The 24,241-nt window shown below is 61.4% G+C and carries 19 protein-coding genes and 3 pseudogenes; 11 read left to right on the forward strand and 11 right to left on the reverse strand.

Annotation, left to right across the window (positions count from 1 at the left end):
- Positions 1-31 precede the first annotated feature (31 nt).
- Entirely contained in the window at positions 32-1,405 is a 1,374-nt protein-coding gene (locus tag OH764_RS08215; RefSeq protein ID WP_498848692.1) for a M14 family metallopeptidase, read from the forward strand.
- 353 nt (positions 1,406-1,758) lie between these two features.
- Here the strand turns inward: OH764_RS08215 and OH764_RS08220 are convergent, their stop codons facing one another.
- Positions 1,759-2,460 carry a sterol desaturase family protein gene (locus OH764_RS08220; protein ID WP_498848693.1) on the reverse strand — a complete coding sequence of 234 codons (702 nt, stop codon included), beginning with the start codon at positions 2,458-2,460 and terminating at the stop codon, positions 1,759-1,761.
- A 244-nt stretch (positions 2,461-2,704) separates the two neighbouring features.
- Between OH764_RS08220 and OH764_RS08225 the strand changes: the two are divergent.
- Positions 2,705-2,917: pseudogene (locus OH764_RS08225) on the forward strand (ISNCY family transposase); the annotation flags it as partial.
- Between the two features lie 388 nt (positions 2,918-3,305).
- Here the strand turns inward: OH764_RS08225 and OH764_RS08230 are convergent.
- Positions 3,306-3,493, reverse strand: a pseudogene (locus OH764_RS08230) (UPF0182 family protein); the annotation flags it as partial.
- Here OH764_RS08230 and OH764_RS08235 point away from each other — a divergent pair.
- Positions 3,486-3,881: pseudogene (locus OH764_RS08235) on the forward strand (transposase); the annotation flags it as partial. The pseudogenes OH764_RS08230 and OH764_RS08235 overlap by 8 nt on opposite strands.
- 28 nt (positions 3,882-3,909) lie before the next feature.
- Here OH764_RS08235 and OH764_RS08240 read toward each other — a convergent pair.
- On the reverse strand, positions 3,910-4,791 hold the full coding sequence (locus OH764_RS08240) for a LysR family transcriptional regulator (protein WP_498848694.1): 882 nt from the start codon (positions 4,789-4,791) through the stop codon (positions 3,910-3,912).
- A gap of 127 nt (positions 4,792-4,918) precedes the next feature.
- Here OH764_RS08240 and OH764_RS08245 point away from each other — a divergent pair, with 127 nt between their 5' ends.
- The 6 genes from OH764_RS08245 (at position 4,919) to OH764_RS08270 (ending at position 12,160) form a co-directional block, all read left to right on the forward strand.
- Positions 4,919-5,941, forward strand: a complete 1,023-nt coding sequence (locus OH764_RS08245; protein ID WP_498848695.1) for an ABC transporter ATP-binding protein — start codon at positions 4,919-4,921, stop codon at positions 5,939-5,941.
- A complete protein-coding gene (locus OH764_RS08250; RefSeq protein WP_498848696.1) occupies positions 5,938-7,083 on the forward strand; it encodes an ABC transporter ATP-binding protein in 1,146 nt (381 codons plus the stop codon). Before OH764_RS08245 ends, OH764_RS08250 begins: the two co-directional genes overlap by 4 nt.
- 42 nt (positions 7,084-7,125) lie before the next feature.
- On the forward strand, positions 7,126-8,622 hold the full coding sequence (locus OH764_RS08255) for an ABC transporter substrate-binding protein (RefSeq protein ID WP_498848697.1): 1,497 nt from the start codon (positions 7,126-7,128) through the stop codon (positions 8,620-8,622).
- A 5-nt stretch (positions 8,623-8,627) separates the two neighbouring features.
- Positions 8,628-9,572, forward strand: coding sequence for an ABC transporter permease (locus OH764_RS08260; protein ID WP_027780164.1), 945 nt, complete (start codon positions 8,628-8,630; stop codon positions 9,570-9,572).
- Entirely contained in the window at positions 9,572-10,456 is an 885-nt protein-coding gene (locus OH764_RS08265; protein WP_288829049.1) for an ABC transporter permease, read from the forward strand. Before OH764_RS08260 ends, OH764_RS08265 begins: the two co-directional genes overlap by 1 nt.
- 66 nt (positions 10,457-10,522) lie before the next feature.
- Positions 10,523-12,160 (forward strand): gamma-glutamyltransferase family protein, encoded by a 1,638-nt coding sequence (locus tag OH764_RS08270; RefSeq protein WP_392393226.1) that lies wholly within the window; start codon positions 10,523-10,525, stop codon positions 12,158-12,160.
- 567 nt (positions 12,161-12,727) lie between these two features.
- On the opposite strand, the gene OH764_RS08275 is transcribed toward OH764_RS08270, so the two are convergent.
- From OH764_RS08275 to OH764_RS08300, 6 genes are all read right to left on the reverse strand, one after another.
- Entirely contained in the window at positions 12,728-13,738 is a 1,011-nt protein-coding gene (locus OH764_RS08275) for an IS110 family RNA-guided transposase (protein WP_498848698.1), read from the reverse strand.
- Positions 13,739-14,007: 269 nt separating this feature from the next.
- Complete coding sequence (locus tag OH764_RS08280; protein ID WP_498848699.1) at positions 14,008-15,435, reverse strand: ISNCY family transposase; 1,428 nt, start codon at positions 15,433-15,435, stop codon at positions 14,008-14,010.
- A gap of 662 nt (positions 15,436-16,097) precedes the next feature.
- The gene (locus tag OH764_RS08285; protein WP_498848700.1) at positions 16,098-16,817 is read right to left on the reverse strand and encodes an SDR family oxidoreductase; all 720 of its coding nucleotides are present in this window, start codon (positions 16,815-16,817) and stop codon (positions 16,098-16,100) included.
- A gap of 32 nt (positions 16,818-16,849) precedes the next feature.
- Positions 16,850-17,731: an NAD(P)H-binding protein gene (locus OH764_RS08290; protein ID WP_496418899.1), complete on the reverse strand. Its 882-nt coding sequence runs from the start codon at positions 17,729-17,731 to the stop codon at positions 16,850-16,852.
- Positions 17,732-17,914: 183 nt separating this feature from the next.
- Positions 17,915-18,511, reverse strand: coding sequence for a carbonic anhydrase (locus OH764_RS08295; protein ID WP_498848701.1), 597 nt, complete (start codon positions 18,509-18,511; stop codon positions 17,915-17,917).
- A gap of 151 nt (positions 18,512-18,662) precedes the next feature.
- A complete protein-coding gene (locus OH764_RS08300; protein ID WP_498848702.1) occupies positions 18,663-19,286 on the reverse strand; it encodes an HD domain-containing protein in 624 nt (207 codons plus the stop codon).
- A 387-nt stretch (positions 19,287-19,673) separates the two neighbouring features.
- Between OH764_RS08300 and OH764_RS08305 the strand changes: the two genes are divergently transcribed.
- Both OH764_RS08305 and OH764_RS08310 read left to right on the forward strand, forming a co-directional pair.
- Entirely contained in the window at positions 19,674-20,672 is a 999-nt protein-coding gene (locus OH764_RS08305) for a GlxA family transcriptional regulator (RefSeq protein ID WP_498848703.1), read from the forward strand.
- A 125-nt stretch (positions 20,673-20,797) separates the two neighbouring features.
- The gene (locus OH764_RS08310; protein WP_498848704.1) at positions 20,798-21,439 is read left to right on the forward strand and encodes an HD domain-containing protein; all 642 of its coding nucleotides are present in this window, start codon (positions 20,798-20,800) and stop codon (positions 21,437-21,439) included.
- 1,134 nt (positions 21,440-22,573) lie between these two features.
- Here the strand turns inward: OH764_RS08310 and OH764_RS08315 are convergent.
- Together OH764_RS08315 and OH764_RS08320 are read right to left on the reverse strand one after the other, a co-directional pair.
- Entirely contained in the window at positions 22,574-22,918 is a 345-nt protein-coding gene (locus OH764_RS08315) for a 5-carboxymethyl-2-hydroxymuconate Delta-isomerase (RefSeq protein ID WP_498848784.1), read from the reverse strand.
- A 98-nt stretch (positions 22,919-23,016) separates the two neighbouring features.
- Positions 23,017-24,216, reverse strand: coding sequence for an MFS transporter (locus tag OH764_RS08320; protein ID WP_498848705.1), 1,200 nt, complete (start codon positions 24,214-24,216; stop codon positions 23,017-23,019).
- Positions 24,217-24,241 lie beyond the last annotated feature (25 nt).

The raw sequence follows: 24,241 nt of genomic DNA on the forward strand, positions 1-24,241 counted from the left end.
AGGACCGGCCATGCGTCAAAGGAGAATCGACATGTCCCGCTATCACGCTCGCATCACAGGAAACGATTTCGCGGCCTTGGCAGATCTCGTAACGAAATACAAGATCACGGTCGCGCGCCACACGATCGAAAAAGTTTCCGACGGCTACTGTGTCGACGCGCACGTAACAGAGGAGCAAATCGCGACGCTGACGGCGGCGGGCTACAAGGTCGAGCAGTTGGAGGACGCGGACGCTCAAGGTAAGGTGCGGCAGTCGGAGGTACGCGCACGGAAGGCGGCGCCGCTCACGACCAATGCATTATCGGTGGCTGCGGCCACCGCGTATCTCGATGTCGAACAGGTAGAAGCCGCGCTCGCCGCCGAAAGCGCTGCGCCCAACGACAGCTTCACGCAACTGATCAAGCTGCCTCATCCGACCTGGGAAAAGCGCACCTGTCACGCGCTGAAGATCGCAAAAGGCAGCGGCGCGAAGCGTCCCGGCATCTATTTTCTGGGCGGTGTGCACGCACGCGAATGGGGAAGCCCAGACATCCTGATTAATTTCGTACAACTGCTTTCGAATGCGTATCGAACGAATACGTCGATCACGATCGGCACCCGCACATTCGACGCGATGGATATCAGGAACGTTATCGAAACGAAAGACGTTTTTGTGTTTCCACAAGCGAATCCTGATGGACGTAATTACAGCATGACTGCGGAGTCGATGTGGCGCAAGAACCGGCGGCCCGCGCCTGCGGGGCATACGAAGCCGCAATGTTGCGGCGTGGATATCAACCGCAACTATAACTTCCTGTGGAATTTCCCGCAGTACTTCGATCCACAGTGTCCCATTCAGAATTCCACTGATCCTTGCGACTACCAGGTTTATATTGGACCGTCGGCTGAGTCGGAGCCGGAGACGAAAAACGCTGTGTGGATGTTCGATACGTATCCGCAGATCCAGTATTTCGTCGATCTGCATAGCTTTTCGGAAGACATCCTGTACAACTGGGGTGATGACGAGGACCAGAGCAGTCATCCCGACATGAACTTCCAGAATCCGGCCTACGATGGCAAGCGCGGTATCGCAAGCGACCAGGCGTATCGTGAGTACATCGAAGCGGGGGACAAGAAGATCGCCGTCGAACTTGCCAACGAGATGCGCGATGCGATCAAGGCGTCGCGCGGACGCGTGTACAAGACCGAGCAGTCGATGAGCCTCTATCCGACGGCAGGCACCTCTGACGACTACGCGTACAGCCGCCACATCATCGATGCAAAGAAGGCGAAAGTGTTCTCTTACACGATCGAGTGGGGGAGCAAACATAATTCGACGCCGTTTCATCCCGTGTATCCTGAGATGAAGCAGATCATTGATGAGGTCACTTCGGGACTGCTGGCGTTTTGTATTGCGGCCAAGTGAGCGTGTTGGTTCAAAGCTCTTCGACCAGCATCACGCGGTGGCGTCGGCCTTTAGGGTGGCCTTGCACGACCTCCTGATTTCGCCGTTGTGTTAACGCACGCGTCAGTTCAGCAGTTCGGCGATCGAAATCCGAGTGTCACGGTCGGTTCGGTTGGGTCGCCAGCGACGAACGGACTCACTAGGGTCTTGTCGCGATAAGGGAATCAAGATAAATGGAAGTGCAATGCCAAGTACTGTTTAAGTTGAAAGCGAGTAGGACTGCTGGGCAGCAGAAGGACGGTTTTTTTCTGAGCTTTTCACGTGTCCTTTCTTGATCATATGCATGACCTCGATGCCGCCCAGAAGAATGCGGGCTAGCGAGTGCGTTGGAGCGGCTCGCGTGCGGTGTCCGCAACGTCGCTGCGCGTTCCGAACAACATGTCGCAGATGGGAAACGTGAGATTGAAGTTTTGCGTCGCCATCAGCTCCGGGTCGTGATGCGTCACGTGAAGCCGGCGCACGGTGTTGACGAACGGCATACGGTCGAGCAAGGGGCTATCGGTGACATGCGAAAGCGTGTGCAGGCCTTCGTACATTAGATAATACGAAGCCATGGTAAGCAGCGCGATGTAGCCAGCATTGCGCGAGAAGACATAGCCGATCAGAAGCGCAAACGGCACGGCGGCAAGCACGAACGCCACAGGTGCGAACGGCGGGAAGAGCAGCGCGCGCCAGTGCCTCTGTCCCTTGTACTCGAGCGTGACGTGCGTGAAGAACCGATGATGGACGGCACAGTGCCGCTTGTAGATCATGCTGAAATATTTGGTGGGCCGATGCAGTACGTAACGATGTGCAGCCCACTCGGCCCAGTTGCCGAACAGGAAAAGCGGAACGACGGCGAGCCATTCAGAAAACGTCGGCGCATGCAATTGCGCGATACAGTACGCAATCACGCCGCCCGTGAACAGCAGCGTGAAGCCCAGGTGCATCTCGCCCCTGTACCACGCCGGTGTGGCCGCGACATATTCGTCGCGAAACCGGTATGAGCGCGTGCGAACGTCTTCGTCGTATTTCATCCATGTCTCCTTCCAAGTGCGGCTGCTGATCCGACCTCGGGCCCAGCCTGGTGTGTGAGCACAAACATAGCGAGATCGTCCTATAACATCTAATACTGTTTTTTGATGCCTTGGATCATCGACGCTGATATCCGTGTTATCCCGGCTGACAGCGTTTAGTTAGCACAATGGAACGCCTACAGCAATGGATGTACGACGCCCGGACTACGGGTGCCCACGGGCGCAGCGGCCGCCGAAGGTCTTCCAGCCGCGCACCCGTCGGCCGAGTTGTGGCGAACTGATCCAGATTGACGGCAATGATCATCGCTGGTTCGAGCAGCGGGCGCCGGCGTGCACGCTGGTGATGTTCATCGACGACGCAACCGGGCGCCTGATGGCGCTGCACTTTACGGCCACCGAATCGACCTTCAGCTATTTCGAGGCGCTTGGCAAGTATCTGAAGGCGCACGGCAAGCCACGGCGGCAAGCGAGATTATCGAAGGTCAACTATGTCTATATTCAGGCGGTGCAAATGTTTTGGGGTGAACAAAAACGCTATCCGAGGAGGGACGTCCTGATTTGAGTTGGACTCCTCATCAACCGAATGTTTTGCTTTCCAAAACCGAAGTATCGTGCTCCGCCTTCTTAATCGAGCCGGGCGGAGCGTTCGTGTTCCGGTGGAAAAGCCACGCTAGCAGAATCAACGGACGCCATTGGCGCTCCAACGGACACCATTAGCGGAAATTACGAACTTCAACAGCTGGCAACATCGAGCGCTTCGCCAGTGCTTTGAGGCTGCGGAATATTTCGCCCATTTGCTAGTCCTTGTTTTCCGGGTTATGCGGGTTCGGGGCTCACAATCGCCCGCAGCGCGCTGCCAGCCATGCAACCGTGTTCTGCCGCTGGTCGGCACCATCGGCAGCACGAGGATGAACTCGGCGCGTCCGTCGCCGGGGAGTCGCATGATCGTGTAGTAGGGCGGCATAGTGCTGGCGGCGCTTCCGCCATCCATTCCGACCAATTCCCGGGGAGACTGCCAGAGATCCGAAGCGTTTCGCGACCTTGCCCGTTCCTGGTCATCAGCGATGAGACGACCTCAAGCAGGCGCGATGCCGGCTGAAATCGTTCTTGCCCGAGCATGGTGTGAATTACATTGGGCGTGCTGACTTGGGGCCGAGCCACCGACGCTGGTTAAGCATATTCTCGTTCGACAGCGGATGGCAACAACGGGCATTTAACGAACACCGCGGCACGATCGAGGATCGCCTGGCGCAATGCGAACGGCTGGAGACAGCGCTGCGCGAAGCGGTTGAAGACTGGCGCTTATATCGCGCGGTGCTGGCACTGCAGCGATGCGGGGCATCAACTTCACGTCGGCTGCTGGCCTAGTGTCTGAACTGGGCGATCTGTCGCGCCTCGAGCACCCGCGTCAGCTGATGGCATCGAAACAACGCCCCGACAACAACCTCATCACGAACGATCGCGCGGCATCGCCTGCAACGTATCGACGATTTCGCGCATCAGCGCTTTTCTGTCATCCGAAGCGCGCTGCACCATGCCGACCGTGCGCAGCGTCGGCGGGCTCGAAATCGGGATCACGCGCAGCAACGGGTCGTTCAGCCAGTTGCCACGTATCAGCAGCGGCAGCACCGCGACGCCTACTTTCTCGCGCACCAGCGCGACAATCGTCTCGATCGAATTCAGTTCGAGATACTCGTTGACCATCAAGCCCGCTTTATCCAGCGCCTGCTCGACCACCTGCCCCGTGCGCACGCGCCGGTCGAAGCGCAGAAAGCCGTGCGCGCGCAAGATGCGCTGCGGCTCGTTATCGGCGATGTCGCGGTGCACTACCAGCACCATCGGTTCGGTGTAGAGCGTGGTCCATTTGAGCGTGTCGGGCAGCGTCTCGTCCGCGCGAGCGACCACGGCCGCGACGTCCACGTCGCCCGCTTCGACCATGCCCGCCAGTTCGTCCGACCGCGCCGACAACAACCGCACGTCGAGCCGCGGGTGCGTCGCCTTCAACCGCGCGACGGCGAGCGACAGCGCGCCGATCACCGACACCACCGCGCCGATCGTGACGGGGCCCTCCATCGCGTCGGTGGGCTTCGCTTCTAGGTCGGCGAGCAGGTCGAGGATCTGCTCGACCTTCGGCCAGATAGTCATCCCGTGCTGTGTCAGTGTGATCTGCCGCCCGCGGCGGTCGAACAACTGGCGGCCCAGCGCTTCCTCGAGCCCGCGCATCTGCAGGCTAACGGCCGCCTGCGTCAGCGCGACCTTTTCGGCAGCCGCCGAGAACGAGCCGGTGCGGGCAACGGCCCTGAAAGTCTTCAGCATGCGTAGCGTCGGCATCCGTTCGATCCATGAGAAAAACTTAAGTGTCGAAAAGAAAGTTTAATATTTTTTGTACGTTGGCAGCCAGATAATCGATTTCACAACGATCTGGAAGGACAAGCCACGCAATGCGGAGTAAACAGGCATGACCGCAGCAGAACGCCGGCCGGTTCTCGATGTACAAGGCTTCTCGCTGAACTTTTCGAATTTGCCCGGCGTGCCGAACGTCGTCGACGGCGTGTCGTTTCTCGTCCACGCGGGCGAGACCCTGTGCGTGGTCGGCGAGTCCGGCTGCGGCAAGAGCGTGACGTCGCTCGCGCTGATGGGGCTGCTCGCCAGCCCGCCGGCACGTCGCGTCGCGGGCACGGCGCATTTCGAGGGCGTGGATCTGTTCGGGCTGTCCGAGCGCGAACTCGCCGACATTCGCGGCAACCGCATGTCGATGATCTTTCAGGAGCCGATGACCTCACTGAATCCCGCTTACACAGTCGGCGAGCAGATCGGCGAGAGCATCCGGCGGCACCGCGGCGTCAGCCGCGCAGCGGCGCGCGAAGAGGCGCTCAAGATGCTGCGGCTCGTTCATATTCCCGCGCCCGAAACGCGGCTCGATGCGTTTGCGCATCAGCTGTCGGGCGGCATGCGCCAACGCGTGATGATTGCGATGGCGCTCGCGAACAGCCCGCGCCTGTTGATCGCCGACGAACCTACTACTGCGCTCGACGTGACCATTCAGGCGCAGGTTCTGGCGCTCGTGCGCAATCTGCAGAAAGAGACGGGCACGGCGATGCTGCTGATTACCCACGATCTCGGCGTGGTCGCCGAAGTGGCGGATCACGTGGCGGTGATGTATGCGGGCAAGATCGTCGAGTACGGCACGGTGTCCGATCTGTTCGACGATCCGCAGCATCCATACACGATCGGGCTGATGGGCGCGATTCCGTCCGTCGGCAAGCGAGAAGGGTCGCTCGCCACGATACGCGGCTCCGTGCCGACGCCCGAGCAGATGCCGCGCGGCTGCCGCTTTGCGCCGCGCTGTCCGTTTGCCGAACAGCGTTGCATCGACGCCGCGCCGCCCGAGCGAACGCTCGAAGGCGAGCATCGCGTCGCCTGCTGGCTCGCGCCTGTCGAGCAACTCGTGAAGCCCGCGCAGCAAACGGAGCTGACATGAGGCCCGCGAATACGTCGCACATCGCGTCACACATCGCGTCACACATCGCGACGCCCATCATCGAAGCCAGCGCGCTCACCAAACGCTTTGGCGGCGAGCGGCAGATGTTCACGCGCACGCCCACGGTTCATGCCGTCAACGAAGTCTCGTTCGCCGTGCAGACGGGCGAGACGTTCGCGATCGTCGGCGAATCGGGCTGCGGCAAGTCGACGCTCGGGCGCATGCTGCTGCGTTTGATCGACGCGACGCAAGGACGCGTGCTGTATCAGGGCGAGGACATCACGCATTGGCAGGGCGCGAAGCTGCGCCGCTTGCGCCGCGACATGCAGATCATCTTTCAGGACCCGTTCGCGTCGCTGAATCCGGGCATGACTATCGGGCAGATCATCGGCGAGCCGGTTGCGTTTCATGGTCTCGCCAACAGCGGCAGCGAGCGCCGCGAACGCGTCGCGCAACTGCTGACCAAAGTCGGCCTGCAGCCGGCGTATGCGCAGCGCTATCCGCATGAATTCTCCGGCGGCCAGCGGCAGCGCATCGGTATCGCGCGGGCGCTGGCGGGCGAGCCGAAATTGATCGTCGGCGACGAGCCCGTGTCGGCGCTCGATGTCTCCGTGCAGGCGCAGGTGATCAACCTGCTCGAATCGCTGAAGGCCGAACTCGGGCTCACGCTGATCATGGTCGCGCACGATCTCGCCGTGATCCGCCACATGAGCGACCGCGTCGCGGTGATGTATCTGGGTGAAATCGTCGAACTGGCGCAGGTCGACGAACTGTTCGACGCGCCGCTGCATCCGTACACGCAGGCGCTGCTGCGCGCGATTCCCGCCAGCAGTCCGCACGAGCGCCGCACGAAGCCTGCGCTGCAAGGCGATCTGCCCAGCCCGACGGCGCCGCCGCCCGGCTGCCGCTTTCATACGCGTTGCCCGCACGCGAAACCGCGCTGCGTGCAGGAGCGCCCGCTGTCCGAAACGCTGCCGGGCGGACGGCAGGTCGCGTGTCATTTCTGGCGCGACGTGCAGAACGCGGGCGGCGGCACGCCGCTCGTCGCGAGCGTCAGCACGAAGCTCAACGAGCGCCTCGCGATCTATCGCGAGAAGCAGAACCAGACGCAGGCCGCACTGAGCGCCGAAGCGAACCGGTAACGATCACCCATGGCAACCCGAACCGCAACGAGGACACGACGCATGCGAAGAATGTTGATTGCCGCGGCGCTCGCATTGAGCGCTTCCGCCGCGATGGCGCAGACCACCATCCGCATCGGCCTGCAGGACGATATCGGCTCGCTCGATCCGGCCCGCAGCGTGCAGTTTGTCGACCGGATCGTGTTCGCGTCGCTGTGCAATTCGCTCGTCGACGTCGCGCCGGATCTGAAGATCGTGCCGATGCTCGCCACGTCGTGGACCACGGGCGACGACGGAAAATCGCTGACGTTCAAGCTGCGCCAGGGGGTCAAGTTCCAGGACGACGAGCCGTTCAACGCCGCCGCCGTGAAGGCGAACCTCGACCGCTACCGCACGCTGCCGACCAGCAACCGCAAGAGCGAATTGTCGTCGGTCGATCATGTGGATGTGATCGACGACAGCACCGTGAAAATCGTGCTGAAGCAGCCGGACGCCGCGCTGCTCGCCACGCTGTCGGACCGCGCGGGCATGATGCTCGCGCCGAAAACGCTGAGCGACGCGGCAGGCGTCGCGTCGCATCCCGTGTGCTCGGGGCCGTACAAGTTCGTTCAGCGCGTGCAGAACGATCGCGTGGTGCTCGAGAAGTTCGCCGGTTACTGGGACGCGGACAAGTATCCCGTTCAGCGCGTCGTATTCCAGCCGATTCCCGACAGCACCGTGCGTCTCGCGAATCTGCGCTCGGGTTCGCTGGATATGCTGGAGCGTCTCGCGCCCTCCGACGTCGCCGCCGTCAAGAGCGATGCGAACCTGCAGTTCAAGCCGGTGACGGGTCTCGGCTTCTACTACGTGACGTTCAACATCAACAACGGCCCGCGCGGCAACGGTCCGCTGAAGGACAAGCGCGTGCGGCAGGCGTTCGAACTGTCGATCGACCGCGATGCGATCGACCAGGTGATCGGTGCGGGCATCTTCACGCCCGCGAACCAGGGCATTCCGAAATCGAGCCCGTACTACAACGCGTCGCTGCCGACCCCGAAGCGCGACGTCGCGAAGGCGAAGGCGCTGCTGAAGGCGGCGGGCCAGGAGCATCCGACCATTGAATTCGCGTATCCGAACAACACGGTCGCGAGCCAGATCACGCAGATGCTGCAGGCCATGCTCAGCGAAACGGGCATCACGCTGAAGCTGCGTCCGAGCGACTACGCGACGGAACTGAACGCAGGCCACACCGGCGACTTCGAAGCGATGTACACGGGCTGGTCGGGGCGCCTCGACCCCGACGGCAACCTGCATCAGTTCAACACCTGCGCGGGCAACCTGAACTACGCGCACTACTGCAACCAGCAGGTCGATTCGCTGCTCGATTCGGCGCGCACCAAGCAGACCCAGGCCGAGCGCAAGTCCGACTACGACGCCGCGGGTAAGATCCTCGCCGACGACGATCCCATCGTCTACATCTACGCGCAGCCCTGGCCGTTCGTGCTGTCGAAGAAAGTCCAGGGCTTCACGCCTTACGCCGACGGTCTGGTGCGCCTGCGCGGCGTGTCGGTCAAGGGCTGATCGTCATGCTGCCGATCATCGCGAATCGCCTGCTCGTGGCCGTGCCGACGCTGATCCTGGTGTCGATGCTGATTTTCGGCTTGCAGAAGCTGCTGCCGGGTGACCCGGTCCGCGCGATGGCGGGCGAGGATCAGGACCCGCAGCTGATCGCGACGCTGCGGGTCAAGTATCACCTCGATCAGTCCGTGCCGACGCAGTACGCGCTATGGATGCGCGATGTCGCGCACGGCGATCTCGGTTCGTCTTTGCGCACTGACGTGCCCGTGCGCGCGTTGATCGCGCAAAAGCTGCCCGTCACGATCCAGCTCGCGGTGATGGCGATGATTCTCGCCATTGGCATCGGCATTCCGGCGGGCGTGATTTCGGCGGCGAGCAGGGGCGGGCCGCTCGACTACGCGGCAAACATCTTCGCGCTGTCGGGCATGTCGATACCGAATTTCTGGCTCGGCATCATGCTGATTTTCATCGTGTCGGTGCGCTGGCATCTTTTGCCGTCGTCGGGTTATGTGTCACCGGGCGAGGATTTCTGGCTCAGCATCAAGACGATGCTGATGCCCGCGTTCGTGCTGGGCGCCGCGCTCGGCGCGCAACTGATGCGCCATACGCGCAGCGCAATGCTCGGCGTCTTGCGCACCGACTACATCCGCACGGCGCGCGCGAAAGGGTTGCTGCGCGGCGCCGTGGTCGTCAAGCACGCGTTCCGCAATGCGCTGATTCCCATCGTGACCGTGCTCGCGCTGCTGTTCGGCGAACTGCTCGCGGGCGCCGTGCTGACGGAGCAGGTGTTCACGATTCCCGGCTTCGGCAAGCTCGTCGTCGATGCGGTGTTCAATCGCGATTACCCCGTCGTGCAAGGCGTCGTGCTCGTCACGGCGGTCGCGTTCATCGTCGTGAACCTGTGCGCGGATGTGCTCTATATCCTGCTCAATCCCCGACTGAGGCGCAGTTGATGGCTACTTCAATCGATGCCCGATCCGCGTCGGCGGCCGCCGCGTTGCCGCGTCGCAAACGCCGGGGGCTCACGCGCTTCATGCGCAATCGCGCGGCCGTGTTCGGTGCGTTTCTGGTGGCGCTCATCGTGATCATGGCGCTGTTCGCGCCGTGGCTCACGCACTACGACCCCGTGCAGGCGAGCTTCATGACCGTGCGCCAGGCGCCGTCGGCGGCGCACTGGTTCGGCACCGACGAACTCGGCCGCGACGTGCTGAGCCGCCTGCTGTACGGCGCGCGTGCGTCGTTGCTGGCGGGCGTCGTGTCGGTCGGCATTGCCGTCGTGCTCGGCGTGCCGCTGGGATTGATCGCCGGTTACTTCGGCAGGTTCGTCGATGGCGTGATCTCACGCATCGCCGATGCGCTGCTGTCGATCCCGTTTCTGATTCTCGCGATCGCGTTGAGCGCGTTTCTCGGCCCGAGCCTGACGAACGCGATGGCCGCGATCGGCATTTCGGCGATGCCGCGCTTCATTCGCCTCACGCGCGGCCAGGCCATCAGCGTGAAGGCCGAAGAATATGTGGAAGGCGCGCGCGCGATCGGCCTCGATCACGCGCGGATCATGCTGCGCTACATTCTGCCGAACGTGCTGCCGCCCATCATCGTGCAGGCGAGCCTGACGGTGGCGAGCGCGATCATCGCCGAAGCGAGCCTGTCGTTTCTCGGGCTCGGACAATTGCCTCCCGCGCCGTCGTGGGGCTCGATGCTTAACACGGCAAAAGACTTCGTGAGCCAGGCGCCGTGGATGTCGATCTTTCCCGGCATCGCGATCTTCCTGGCCGTGCTCGGCTTCAACCTGCTCGGCGACGGCCTGCGCGACGCGCTCGATCCGCGCGAATCGTGATGCTTTTCGCGCGCTACGGCTTTCGATGGCGCGCGGTCGAACCAGCAAAACCACCAGAGTGACAACATGACAAGCTTCAACTGGCAGAACCCTTATCCGACGCTGCGCATGCCCGTGTTCGCGCGCAACATCGTGTCGACGTCGCAGCCTCTCGCCGCGCAGGCCGGGTTGCGCATGCTGTGGAAAGGCGGCAATGCCGTCGATGCGGCCATCGCGGCAGCGGCGGCGATCACCGTCGTCGAGCCGGTGTCGAATGGACTCGGCAGCGACGCGTTCGCGCTCGTGTGGGACGGCAGCAAGCTGCACGGGTTGAACGCGTCGGGCGTCGCGCCCGCTGCGTGGAACGTCGATTATTTCAGGCGCAAATACGGCGAAAACAACGGCGTCGCCGTGCAGCCCGTGCGGGGCTGGGACACGGTGACGGTGCCGGGCGCGATCGCGGGCTGGGAAGTGCTGCATCGGAAGTTCGGCTCGCTGCCGTTCGCCGATCTGATGGAGCCCGCCATCGAGATCGCCGAGCGCGGCCATGCCGTGGCAAACGTCGTCGCGCGCAAGTGGGCGGCCGCCGTGCCCGAACTGAAGAACCAGCCGGGCTACGCCGATACGTTCATGCCGCGGGGCCGCGCGCCCGAAGTCAGCGAACTGGTGAAGATGCCGGGCCACGCCAAGACCTTGCGCATGCTAGCCGAACACGGTCCGCGCGCCTTCTACGAAGGCGAAATTGCCGAACGCATCGCGGCGTTTTCCCGCGATTGCGGCGCGGCAATGACGCTCGACGATCTGCGCAACTACCAGCCCGATTGGGTCGAGCCGATCGGCAAGGACTATCGCGGCTACACGGTGCACGAGATTCCGCCGAACGGGCAGGGCATCGCCGCGCTGATCGCGCTCGGCATTCTCGAACAGTTCGACGTGGCCGCGCTGAAGCTCGACGGCATCGAATCGCAGCATCTGCAGATCGAAGCGATGAAGCTCGCGTTCGCGGATGTGTACCGCTACGTCGCCGATCCGCGCTCGATGGAAGTGACGCCTGCGCAAATGCTCGACGACGCCTATCTGAAATCGCGTGCGAAGCTGATCGATCCGAAGCGCGCGACGCACTTCGGCTTCGGCATGCCGAAGGCGGGCGGTACGATTTACCTGTCGGCGGCCGACGAGCGCGGCATGATGGTCAGCTTCATCCAGTCGAACTATATGGGCTTCGGCTCGGGCTGCGTCGTGCCTGAGATGGGGATTTCGCTGCAGAACCGTGGCTGCGGTTTCTCGATGGACCCGAAGTCGCCGAATGTGGTCGAGGGCGGCAAGCGGCCGTTCCACACGATCATCCCAGCGTTCCTCACGCAGCAGGTGGACGGCAAGCAGGAAGCGGTCATGAGCTTCGGCGTGATGGGCGGCGACATGCAGCCGCAAGGGCACCTGCAAACCGTGGTGCGCATGCTCGATTACAGCCAGCAGCCGCAGGCGGCATGCGATGCGCCGCGCTGGAAGGTCAACCGCGATTTCTCTATAGATATCGAATCGACGCTCGATCCGCAGACCTCACGCGCGCTCGAAGGCCTGGGCCACACGATCAAGTCGATCGATGATCCGTATATGGATTTCGGTTCGGGCCAGTTCATCTGGAAGCTCGATCGCAACGAGCCTGAGCGCGGCTATGTCGCTGCAAGCGACAGCCGTCGCGATGGGCTGGCCGCAGGCTTCTGAGCGTCGCATCGGCTCCTGGCGCGTCGGCGCCCGGCGCGTCGGCGCGTCGGCGCGTCGCGTCGCGCGCCGACCGTCCCTGCGGCGAACCGCGAAGGCGTCAGCGGACGCCTTCGCCACCTACATTCGAGAATATTGCCCTCGTCGTTCTTGCGCTCGACGCGCCGCGCCGCCTTTTCGACCGCAAGTCAGTACTCGCGCATCGCGCCGATCCGCTCCTGGAGAACCGAGTTGGACTCCGCAAGCGCGTCACGAGGGGGGCCGGCATGCTCCGATCAACCGCCAGCCACGACATTTCCATCTGGCTCAGATACGACATTACTTATATGGTCGCCTCCCATTTGCAAGGCAATTGTTCGTGGCGAGGAGGGTGGTTGCGGACTTATATCCGGACTCGATCGCGGGCATGCCCGCCGGCCCCGATGGATTTCGCCGCAAAGGTCCTAATCTAAATGGCGGACTCGAGGTCCGAGAAATGTCTCAGGCTTGCCTTTGCGCGGTCCAACCTGTCTTGCCATCGTTCAATACACCTGTGCAACCGTGAATGGGGTTACTGGCTTTGAAGCGTGGTCACTGCGAGGGGGCTGCCTCATACGTTCGGCCATACGCCAGCAGCGCCCATATTGTTCGCGCCATCTTGTTGGCGAGTGCAACCGCAACGACGTTCGTTGGGCGCCGGGTCAGCATCTGGCGTAAACGCTCCGGCAAATGCCTTGCGCTTGAGATGACCGATCGGGCGCCGTGGATCAGTAGCGTTCGCAAATACACGTCACCGCGTTTGCTGATGCCCCCGAGTTTCACCTTTCCGCCGGAACTGTTCTGCCGTGGCACGAGACCCAGATAGGCGGCAAACTCCCGCCCGGAGCGAAACGTCCTTGCCTGGCCAATAACCGATACCGCAGCGGTCGCCGTGAGCACGCCCACGCCGGGAATCTCGGAGATGCGTCTGCATGCGTCATCGTTGCGGCGCCAGTCGAGAATGCGTCGTTCGATCCGTGCGACCTGCTCGTCGAGCCCGCGAAGTCGCGAGATCTGGTCCTGCAGGCTGTCTGCCAGCATGGCGGGCAACTGGTCGACCAGTGAAGCCAGCGCGCCTTTGGCGGCTTCTATCGATGCCCGGCGGCCCTGCGGCAGTACGACGCCGAATTCGTAGAGCAATCCACGAAGCTGGTTGACCTGCATGACGCGAATCCGGACCAGTTGCTGACGCATGCGGTGCATGGCAAGCATGGCCTGCTGGTCTTCGGTCTTGACGGCCACAAACCGCATGCCGGGACGCTGGGCAGCTTCCCAGATCGCCGCGGCGTCGGCCGCATCATTCTTGTTCGACTTCACGAACGGCCGCACGAACTGGGCTGCGATGAGCCGCACGTCGTGGCCGAGCCGCGCCAGGCCCCGGGCCCAGTGATGGGCGCTGCCGCAGGCCTCCATGACGACACGGCTCGCAGGCCGGTTGGCGAAGAACGGCACGAGCTGGGCGCGTTTGAGAACCTTGCTGTGGATTGCACCGGTCTCAGGATCGACATAATGAATCTGGAAAACGCGCTTGGCCAGGTCGATGGCAATGGTCGTGGGTTCCATCTGGTTCTCCTTGACGGCAGGACTGCCGAACCAGCAATGTGACACGCTTGGGCTGCAAGACTGCGACGTCGAGCGGACCGTTAAGGCGGGAGGCGACCATTCCATCTAAATAGCCGTCACACCTCTTGTCAAAGCCAGATTCAAATGTCGGGGTGCTGGCTAAATACAGATGTCGGGTTTCTGACCTTGGTTTGGGTCTGCCTTTCACGGATTGAAGCTCACGCAGTGTCGAAGGAGACAGGTTGAACGGGCAGGGCGTGTCAGACCATTCAGCGCGCTCTGGCAGACCGCTGGCCAGGTGTTGAGGGCGCCTTTGATGGTTGCGCCAGTTGCGCGATGGCCTGATCCAGATCGGCCTGCGTGAACTCGCGCTGTTTCTTCGTGCCGGGCTTACGTTCGGGCTTGCGGACCTCGATGCCGCGGTTGGTGCGTGAGGGCGAGCCCGAGATACGCCGGTTGTCACGCTGCGCCTGCAGTGCCTGCGCGACCTGCAGAGTGTGCGCCAGCCGCTTGTGCTCGATCACCGCGCCCTGATCGACGTCCGCGAGCTTGTCGTAGCGGCGGCAGTCCAGCGCCTTGTCATCGGCCCGGATCTCGATCCGTCCGTCCGGATACTCCCATACGTCAATATAGCGGTGAATGAGCCCGCGGTTGGCCGGCGTGTCCTCCAGCAGGTACAGCACCCGGTCATACAGCACCGTCAGCGCCTTCGACACGCGGCGCGTCTCGCGCCACGTCATCAGCAGATCGAGATCTTCATCGTCACGCAGCGGCCGGTGCGCATCGAACGGGCTCCTGGGCGGCTTCGCGAAGCGCGCGTTGTAGGCCGCCATGAAGGCGGGCGCATACGCGTTGGCGTCGATCACCGTGCTGATGCCGCGCAGGCGCAGCTCCTTGACCAGCCGGTCCTGCAGCGTCAGGTGCGCACGTTCGACGCGGCCCTTGGCCGGGCTGCTGTTCGCGCAGAACGTGTCGATGTTCAGTTCGTACATCGCGCGGCCAAAGTGCGTCACACTGTGCCCGGTCTTGCCGGCGCACGTGCTGCGGAACACGCTTGCGCGGTCGCTGTAGAACGCCACCGGCTTGCCGTAACGTTCGAGGTAGGCACGCGTCGCTTCAAAGTAGCTGAAGGTCGATTCGCTCGCCGTGAAGTGCAGCGTCATCAGCCGGCTGGTCGCATCGTCGACATACACCAGCAGCGTGCAGGCCGGCGCCCGGTCCTCGAACCACCGGTGATCGCTGCCATCGATCTGCACCAGTTCGCCCAGGCAGGCCCGGCGTGCACGTGGCTGGTACACCTTCGGCGGGCGCTGCGCACGCGGCGTCCACAATCCGGCATCGGTCATCAGCCGCCTGACGGTCTCCTTGGCCAGCCGGATACCGTGACATTCATCGAGCTTCTCGCGCGCCAGCGTCGGGCCAAAATCCGCATAGCGCTCGCGGATCAGCGTCAGGGCGCGCAAGGCCAGCCCGTCGTCGAGCTTCCGGTTGCCCGGGCGGCCACGCCGCCCGGATGCCACGCCCGACGCGCCGTGCTCCCGGTAACGGTTCACCAGCCGCTCGACCTGACGTACCGTCAATCCCAGTCGTTCGGCGGCACGACCAGGCTTGAGGCCCGTCTCAACGATCGCCTGAATGACCTTCAGCCTGTCCAGTTCGCGCATGCTCAGACTCACCAGTGTCCTGTCCGGCTTCATGGCGGGCTCCCGCAACGTGGCAGCAGCCTGCCAGCTTGCCAGCGTTCAGAAACACGACATCTGTAAATAGCCAGAACCCGACATTAGGATATAGCCCGTACATCCAGTCCGTTGATAATTTATATTATGTCAAATGGCTAAGGTAATCCGACTAGCCACCAAGACTTCCCCTCTGTTAAAGCAAATTTGTTCCAAAAAATAAAGCAAATTTGTTCTTGGTCAGCTCGGCGCCCAGATCGCCTCAGCGCGGCGAAGTAGTTGATGGACGTTTTGGGAGGTAATTGGTGGACAACGTCCACATTTGTGGCCAAGACATCACAAAGACATCACATCCCAGGAGCTCATCGCCGGGTTCGCAAACGGCCGCTGTCGGGATGGCGCGACCGCCTCTAGTCGACCCACTCCGGTCAGATAACTTTCTCCGAAGCGGTCAGTCAGCTAATTTCAGGTTTTGCGAACTGGAGCGCCAATAAGCGGCCGTTGGCGACCTCACCCAATCGGCCATCTGCAGCCGTTCGCCCGAATTGTGTACGAGCCGCCCGAACGACGACTTCTACCTGTATTCCTGACGTTCGAGTCAGAAAGGCGGGTTGGTCGATCACGCCTTGTCCAGCGAGCGCCGTATTACGCGCCACCCCGCGAAAACGCGGCGCTTCTTCCCCTCACTTCCCTTCGAGGATGTCGGGATCGATGTAGCTCGGGACTGCGAGAGAAAGCGTCGCTTTCAGCGCCCGGGCACCGGCATCCGCCAGCACTTCGCTCTCGCCCGCTTCGAGCGCGTCGCACGTCTGCCGGACGACATCGACGGGATTCGCCTTTGGAACGTCGAAATCCTTCGTGAGATCCGTATCCACGAAGCCGACGTGCAAGCCCAGCACGCGGATGTTCCTTTCCTTCAGATGGGCTCGCACGTTGTTGGTGAAGCTCCACGCCGCAGCTTTCGACGCCGCATACGGCGCAAGAGTCGGCACAGTACGCCAGGTGACGTCGGAAAGCACGTTAACGATAGCGCCGCTGCCGTCGCCGGGAAGCCGGGGCTCGAAAGCGCGAGTCACTCGCACGACGCCGTAGTAGTTCGTCTCGAAGATGCGGCGAGCGTGATCTTCCGCACTGCCGGCAAGTGGCGACCCGGTGATTTCCGCGATTCCTGCGTTATTGATGAGTATGGTGACATCTGGCGCGGCTTTCGCGGCCGCCTCGACCGAAGCGAGGTCCGTCACGTCGAGAGCGATGGGAACGAAGCCGGGCTCGCTGAAAGCCGCCGGATTGCGTACGCCCGCGTACACCTTCGCCGCGCCGCGGGCAAGTGCCTCGCGTGCGAATGCAAGGCCCAGTCCGCGGCTGGCGCCGGTCACAAATACAATGGAGTTCTCGATCTTCATTTCAATCTCCTTGGTAATTATGGCGTAACGAATCACGGCCGGAAAAGCGAGCGCCTGGCGCGAACGAACTCCCCAACCGTCTGTGGTGCCTTCCCGGTAACCTGTGCGATCACGTGGTCGGAGCCTTTGAACACACCGTTCTGATAATCGACGGCGACTTCAATGAAGTGCTGGATCGCGAACTCGGGAAGATCGTACTTCTGCAAATGCGCGCGGTATTCGTCGAGCGTTGTTGGGCGATAGACGATCCTCCTGTCGATGACCTTGCTTATTTCGTTCGCGATGTCGCTGTGATCCATTTCGACGGGACCGCACAACTCATACGCCTTGCCGACGTGCTCCTGCGGCTGCGTGAGCACGGTAGCGATAAAACGGGCCTGGTCTTCCGCTGCGATCGGTGCATGGCGCCCTTCGCCGTACGGGAGTGCGATCTGTCCAGCCTTGACGATGGTGTCGAGCACCCACGGGAAGATCAGCCATTCGGAAAAGAATGTCGGGCGGATATGAATAGTGGGCACGCCCGACCACTCCAGTAAGCGCTCCGCGATCCAGTGATCGCGCGCGGCATGGCTCTTCGCGTTTTCGCGCGCGGATATCTGCGACATTTCCACCACGACTTCCAGGCCGGCGCGGCGCGCGGCATCGGCGAAATAGGCGGTGCCCTGGATGAAACCCGGGCGCACCGGATAGCAGAGATACGCACCCGTGACGCCCGAGGTGACGCGAATCAGGTCGTCGTGATTGAGCAAATCGCCTACTACTACTTCGGCGCCGGCGGCACGCAGCGCAGCGCTGCGCGCGTCTTCTATGCGCACCATGGCGCGCACCGCGTGCCCGGCTTCGAGCAGGTTGTTGACGGTATAGACGCCGGTCTTGCCCGTGGCGCCGGTAATGAGGTACTTGCGTTGCTGCATGATGATGCTCCATTGCGTAGGTTGAGTGATACTGCGTTAAGACGCACGACGCGGGCAGACTTTCTGCGCCGCTCCGTTGTGTGCATATGCACATTATGAGGCGAACGAACGCGTGGTTCGATGTGTCCGTCTATACCTTGATCGCTGCGGTCTATTGCCATATTTCGCCTAGCAGCGACGCCGCTATGCTGGGATGTCCCGCACCACCTCCGTCAACTCGCCAGAATTCATCTCATAGAAGAAGCCGTAGAGCTTGACCTCCTTTGGGACAGCCGGGCTGGCACGAAGCAGTTTGACATCGTGTTTGATCGACTCCTCGAAATGTGAAATGGCGAGGCTATCCTGATCGAACAATGTTGAGATATCTGCGTGGTGGTGATCATGGAACTCATCGACAAGAGTCTCCGGCGTGAAAGCCGTCGCGCCGCAGAACGAGTGATGCACCACCACGACGTTTTGTACTTTGAAAAGATAGTCCATCGTCGCGACCGATTGAAGAGCCGAAAAGGCACGGCCACCCGCGTTCGACACGGCGAACAGCGTCCGCGTGTTGCCGATCCGGTTGCCGGCTTCGTCGAGAATGTTTTCGCCCGGGTAGACCTCGTCGCCGAAATAGTCGGCGACAGCCTGCGGTATCTCGGATGCCCGCGGATCAAAGCAGTGGATCACGATGGTCTTCATCGGGATGAACTGATTGAATCCCTGGAAGGCGGTTCGATCAAACCATACCGGGTCAAACCATGGTTGCGTCCTGAATTCGAATTCGGTGTATTTGGTCATTTGGCTTGCTCCACGTTGTACGGTCTTTGCGCTTAAACGAAGGCGGCGTTCGGGTACTGCTATCGCTACCGAGTATAGGTTTGTCGAACCGCGGCACAAATGACGTTCAGCCCTCGATTTCTGCCAGCAACACGGATGCTCGAAGCACCGCTCATTCGTCAAACGGCGCCCAGTCCAGCACGACCGGTGCATCCACGATTGTGAGCGGCGATCGATTGTGTGCAACGCGGGAGCAAATGTGAAACCAGTGCGGGTACGGCTGCTTGCAGTCGACTTCGTGATTGAGCATTTCGTTGAAAGCGCGCTTGAAGTTCCGGCGGGGATATCGTCGTAGCACTTCGGCGACGTCTGCTGGGTCGAGCTGCGCGCCGGCCACGCCAGAGACGTCATACGCCAGGCCCAACTGCGTAAGGCGGCTGGTGTCCCCCCTGAAATGATTCATATCCCACGTATGCAGCGCGATGTTGTCCCAAACATTCTGTGCACGATCCTTCGATACGCCTTGTTCAACAAGGAACATCCGCGCTGCACTCGCACCTTCAATTTCGAAGCGGTGAGGACCGGGGGCATGATCGGTAAGTCCCAGATCGTGCAGCACGGCTGACAGGAACATCAGCTCACTATCCACCTTCGTTCCTTCTTGTTGCGCGAACAGCTCACCGAACCAGTAGCATCGCATCACGTGGTTGAATAGCGCCTCGTTCGAGACCGAGCGTGCAAGCGCCTCAGCCTCGCGGACAATCCTGCTGTCCGGTACCTTGATATCTGAGATCACGAGAATGTCCTGGCTGACTGACGTCAAAAATGGTCAGCAGAGTATAGGCTCACGAACCGTTCCGCGATTGACATCCACACCTCGTTTTCTGCCGATTGGTAGCGTGCGGGCCGTCCCGCAGGCACGGTGCGAATTGCGTGAGGCCACGTCGAACCATCCTTCCTCAAGCCGCCCAGTCAGGCCGGCCTATCACAGCGGCGGCAGAAAACGAGGGGGAATTGTCATTGCCGCCGCACGCCAATGCCGATAGCCTGTCGCTAGGACGCGACAACAAGCCAAGTTCTCCCGGCGGTCTTGTCGTCGTGCGTGCCGGCGGACCTCGAAGGTGGCTGGCTGGATCGGCGATCCGGGAAACTGAAACTCGCCACACCTCGACGCCTCAGGCAAATGGCTAAGATCGACACATCGGACGGACAAGTACCTCGCAAGGTTGTCATCGTCGCTTATGAGGGTGCCAAGCTGATGGACATATCCGGTCCACTGCAAGCATTCAGCGACGCCTGCTTTGAAGATGGTCGTCCCGCCTATCACGTCGTTCTTGCCTCCGAGGCGGGCGGTCCGGTCTCCACTGATACTCGCGTCAAGCTGAAAACCGTACGGCTCGACGACGCAGTGATCGACTCCGTCGACACGCTGCTCGTTGCCGGAGCCGACCTGATCATGCCCGCTGCCGCGACTGCATCTCTTCGGGCGAGGCTCGTGAGTTATCTCGACCGGCCTCGTCGGCTCGGCTCCGTCTGCACGGGCGCGTTCGTCCTCGCCCAGTTGGGCGTTCTGGATCGCCGCGATGCGACGACACATTGGGCTGCGTGCAGCCGGCTCGAAGACCAGCACCCGACCATCAACGTCAAGCCAGACGCGATTTTTGTCACCTCCGATCATATCTGGACATCGGCCGGTGTCTCCGCTGGGATTGACATGGCGCTGGCAATGATCGAGGACGACCTGGACCACCTGGCGGCGCTCAATGTGGCGCGCGGCATGGTTCTTTTTCTCAAGCGACCCGGCGGTCAATCGCAGTTCAGCATCGAACTGCGTCAGCAGATGCGCGACGCGCGCGGTCGGTTCGACGACCTCCACGATTGGATTCGAACCCATCTCGAAGCGGACTTATCGATTCCGGCACTCGCGGACGCAGCGCGAATGAGCCCACGCAACTTCGCTCGCGTCTATCTTCGCGAAACCGGGGAAAGGCCAGCGCGGGCCGTCGAGAAAATCCGCATAGAGGCGGCCAGACGCCTGCTCGAATCCGCGCGCGATCCTATTCAAGTCATCGCGCGTCGGACCGGCTTTGGAGATGACGAACGGATGCGCCGGGCATTCGCAAAGGTTTATGGCGTGTCTCCGCAGGACTATCGCAGCCGCTTCGGACAGCCGAAATCTTGACGCGAAAACCGCCAGAGATGCGTTCTCCGTCGGAGCGAACGAATGTCCCTGGACGAGGGCTGTTTGTCGTTGCCGCGAAAGACAGGGTGAACTATTTTTTCGACTCAGACTTTTGAGGAGAATATATGAACCCCCCTGTCATCATCGGAGGCATAGCTGCGCCGGACTCGGAGCTCGTCCGCGCAGCGGCCGCTCTCGTCGAGCAAGCCCATTCGAAGCCGTTCCTCAATCATGTCCACCGGACATGGTGGTTTGCTGAGTTCATTGGTAAAAAGCGGCAGATGAAGTATGACCGCGAGCTGGTTTATCTTGCGTCGCTGCTTCACGACCTGGGTCTGTCGGAGGATTACATTGCGGATAAGCGTTTTGAAGTGGATGGTGCCGACGCCGCGAGAAAATTTCTGCACGTGCACGACTATCCGAAGACGAAGGTAGACATCGTCTGGGATGCCATCGCCCTTCACTCGTCCGCCGAAATCGCCGATCGCAGGGAACCGGAAGTCGCGCTCGTCCACTTCGGCGCTCACGTCGACGTCCTGGGGCTCAGGATGGATGAGATCTCGTCGCAGCTGATCGACGACACGCTCGCGCTCTACCCGCGGTTGGGCTTCAAGAGGGCGTTCACGGAGGCGCTAGCCGAGGTTGCGAGATTTAAACCACACACTGCCATCGGAACAGGTCTTGCCGACGTTGGACGTAGCCTTGTGCCTGGTCTCCAAATTCCCAACGTTTGCGACCTGCTCCTTGCGGCACCTTTCGAAAGTTGAGCCTCTCGCGCGACCGCAATTGCGCCACGGCCGCAGAAGCAGGCGCTTTCTTCACCGACATGCGGGCGATCCATTGCCGGCGATATTGGCAGGTTGCACGCGCAGCGCTGAATGAGCAGTCCGGCATTCTGTGTGTTGATCAAGGACTCTCATGTTGCGGCAGTGCTAGCTTTTCTGGGTGGGCCGCTTGCCACTGAAGTTACGTCCGCCCTTGTTGCCGCATCTGGGGACGTAGGATGCAGTCGGCGCCAGACGGCTTTCGCGCTGCGATCGACGATCGACTGCATTGGTTCAATCGAAAAGATCTATCCGGACAAGCGATGGAGCAGTCGTCACACTTCAGCGTGAGGCTTTACATATTGGCTTCACCGCCTTTGTCACCGCCACCTTGGCGGTCATGGAGCCATTTTGAGCGACGACTGTCGAATGCCCAGTTTCCATCGATGCCTCGCAGCCATGTCGGCTATAGCGAAACACCGTACCGGCACATCTTTCGGCGCAAAAATGAAACGCCGAAGGTGGAAGTCGGTCGGACCTAGGCGGATGTCGGGTGAGCCATCGGGAGCAGCCAATCCCGAACTTGCCGCACGAGAAGTTCAATGTATTGCCATTTCGTCGCGCCGCGGCGCCGCTTGGCGCACTCGACCGTCGACTAACATCCATGAATCGTTGATGCAATGCTTTAACTAAAGAGAGCTCGCCAGCGCGCTCAAAGACGCGCCGACGACTCGTATCTAGATTCGATGCATGTGACCGAAGAACGCGCCCTGCTCTTTCGCATTTGCCAGCTTGCAGTTGACGTGGGCGTTTATCGCGTAGCCCTGCGTCGGCATTGCAGAAGCCAACGCCCACAAGTCCGTTTCGATTGCGGCGTGGTCGCAAACGGCGAACCTTTCAGCCGGAAGATCCGTGTCAGCAGGGCGGAGGCTCCGCACACCAGACACTATTGGCAGGGCGATTCGAGGCGGCGCCACTGTGGTCAACCGCGATTGCCGGAGCAATCCGCCATGCTGCCATGGTGGACCTCGTAGAAGAATACGGCCGGCGCTCATCGAGCGCAGTGCGACGGGCCCCCGCACATCGCGCAGTGAAAGACGTGAGCAAATGCACTCATGGCCATTGTCCAGAGAGCGGCTACACAAACTCCTTCGAATAGGTCTCCCGTTCGTTATCGAGTATCTGCACGCCTAGCTGAGTTTGCACGCCCGCCAGCGGCTGGAAGCAGTCTCGCAGCGCAATCAGCATCCGCGCGGACAGGCCAGCTTTTGTCGCTGTATCGCGGCCTGACAATATGATGATCTGCAAGTGGACGAACGCGTGGTCTTCGGCGGATCGTCCGATCAGAAAGCGCTCGCAACGAATAATGCGGCTTTTAATGTCGACCTCCCTGAACAGACCTGAATCGATGAGTGCTTCGTTCAGCCGTAGCAGCGTTCGTTCAGGATCGAACTGACTATCGAGGTTCGACGAATATTCCAGTCTGACTTATGGCATGGCAGTTCAAAAAAGATCGACCGTCTGGCCGATAGACAGACTGGCTTGGTTTCGAGGTACGAGCTTGACCGCACGCAGAACAATCACCCCGCTTCCTTCGCGGCCGCGCGCACTCGAATCGCCGCGAACGCCAGCGCGATAGAGGTGAGGCAATCGAACACGAACAGGCCCGCGGGCGTCAGGACCGTCATTGCAAACGAGGCGATCGGCGGTCCGCTTACGCCGCCGATCGAAAATAGTATCAACAGCATCGCACTGGTCGCGACTCTGCGCTCGGACAAAGTCCTGTCGTTCACATGCGACACGATCAGTCCATACAGCGTGAACGACACCACCACGTAGAGGAACAGAATAAGTCCGATCAACACGTGGTTGCGAACGACGACAAGCAAAGCGCTCAGTACCGCTGAGAGCATGGCCACCTTACTGACCAGCAGGGCCCGGTCGAAGCGGTCGGAGAATTTCCCCATCGGCCACTGAAGCGCGAGCGCGCCGATCAGCGCAACGCCCATGAATTCGGACAGGTTCTCAACAGAGAATCCGATGCGGGTGAGGTACACCGGAACCATCGCGTAAAACGAACTGTAGAGAAAGCCGGTGAGAATGCAGCCCGGCACCGCAAGCGGTGCCGCCCGTTGCATCTCCTTGACAGTCGCGCGCCACGCGTCTTTCTGCTGCGGCTTGAGCCGTTCGTCGGACAGTCTCACCGGCCAACCGTTCATCAGCGTGACGGGGATGACCGAGGCAGAGAAGATTGCTGCGACCCTAAGAAACGGACGGTCTCCCGTGGAATCGCCTGAAGACAGCAAGAACTGTCCCGCTCCCTGCGCGAGATAGTTGATGCTGAGATAGATACCGAATATGCGGCCACGAAGCGCATTGGGCACGCCGCCGTTCAGCCAGCTCTCCACCGCCGTGAAGATGCCCATGAAAGCGAAACCCGCCAGCAGTCGCAACAAGGCGAAGACCCACGTCGACTCGAACGCCGCGAACGCAAGCGCCAACACCGCGACGCCCGCCGAGTATGCAACAAAGGTTCGATGCTGCCCGACCCGCTCGATCATCGAGCGGTTGAACACAGCGCCGAGAACGAAGCCGATGTAGTAGCACGACTGCACCAGGCCTACACCGAACATGGACACGCCCGAGTCGACCATTCGCACCGGCACCAACGTGCTGAGCAAGCCGTTACCGACGATCAATACCGCATAGCTCATGAGCAAGCCGACGAGCGCCGTATAGTCGTACGCCGACGCCACGGAACTGGCCTCGTCTGACGTCATGCCGTTCGCCGCCCCGCTTCGGCGC

The sequence above is a fragment of the Burkholderia sp. M6-3 genome (genome assembly GCF_050858985.1).
Lineage (GTDB): Bacteria > Pseudomonadota > Gammaproteobacteria > Burkholderiales > Burkholderiaceae > Paraburkholderia > Paraburkholderia caledonica.